1 protein-coding gene is annotated in these 1,478 nt (G+C 68.8%); it reads left to right on the forward strand.

Annotation, left to right across the window (positions count from 1 at the left end):
• Window positions 1-1,393 (forward strand): amino acid permease (locus tag ACYVM4_RS18415; RefSeq protein ID WP_460669489.1); only part of this gene is annotated, 1,393 nt, incomplete at its 5' end.
• Window positions 1,394-1,478: the final 85 nt, after the last annotated feature.

Here is a 1,478-nt window from a genome sequence, read left to right on the forward strand (position 1 = left end):
GGAGGGCACGCACGGGGTGCTGACCAAGAGCCTGGGGCTGTGGCAGCTCACCGCGATCGGTGTCGGCGGCATCATCGGCGTGGGCATCTTCTCGCTGGCCGGACTCGTGGCCCACGGCGACCCGGACAACCCGGGGGTCGGTCCCGCGGTGCTGTTCTCCTTCCTCATCGCCGGACTGGCCTCCGCCGCGGCCGCGCTGTCCTACGCCGAGTTCGCCGGCATGATCCCGCGCGCCGGATCGGCCTACACCTACGGGTTCGTGGCGCTGGGCGAGATCATCGGCTGGTTCATCGGCTGGGACCTGCTGCTGGAGTACATCGCCATCGTCGCCGTGGTCGCGATCGGCATCTCCGGCTACGTCGGGGCGTTCCTGACCGGCTTCGGCCTCCAGCTGCCGGTGTGGATGACCTCCACCCCCGACCAGGGCGAGGGCGGGATCATCAACCTCCCCGCCATCCTGATCTGCCTGCTCGTGACCTTCATCCTCAGCCGCGGCACCAAGACCTTCGGCCGCTTCGAGCTCATCGCGGTGGGCATCAAGATCCTGCTCATCCTGTTCATCATCGGGCTGGGCGTCTTCTACATCGACGCGCAGAACTACAACCCGTTCATGCCCACCGGGTTCGGCCCCGTGCTCACCGGGGCGGCCACCGTGTTCTTCGCCGTGTTCGGCTACGACGCCATGAGCACCGCCGCCGAGGAGGCCGAGGACGGCAAGAAGCACATGCCCAAGGCCATCATCCTGTCGCTGATCATCGCGATGATCCTCTACGTCGCCGCGACCCTGGTGCTGACCGGGATGCAGAACTACCGCGACATCGACCCCGAGGCCGGCTTCGCCTCCGCCTTCAACGGGGTGGGCCTGCCCGTGATCGCCACCATCATCTCGGTGTTCGCCGTGCTGTCGATCCTCACCGTCATGCTCACCTTCCTGCTCGGCGTCACCCGGGTGTGGTTCTCGATGAGCCGCGACGGCCTGCTGCCGGGCTGGTTCGCCCACACCGACCGCAACGGCACCCCGCAGCGGGTGACCTGGATCGCCGGGATCGGCTCCGCCCTGCTCGCCGGGGTGTTCCCCATCCGTGCGGTGGCCGACCTCACCAACATCGGCATCCTCTCGGCCTTCGTGGTGGTGTGCGTGTCGGTGATCCTGTTCCGCTACACCCGCCCCGACACCCCGCGCACCTTCCGGCTGCCGCTGATGCCCTTCGTGCCCGCCTTCGGCGTGCTGGCCTCGCTGTTCCTCATGTTCCAGCTGCCCTGGGAGACCTGGGCCCGGTTCGGCGTCTGGCTCGTCATCGGGCTGATCATCTACTTCGCCTACGGACGCCGGCACTCCGTGCTCAACCCGGACAGCCCCAACTACCAGCACGACCTCGCCTCCCGGGGCTGAAGCACCCCGGATCCCGGTGGGCGCGGCGCGGCGGGTCCGCCCGCCCCACCGGGGCAGCCCCTCGGGGACCCCTCGTCACAGCAGC

The organism is Kocuria himachalensis, from assembly GCF_054784195.1.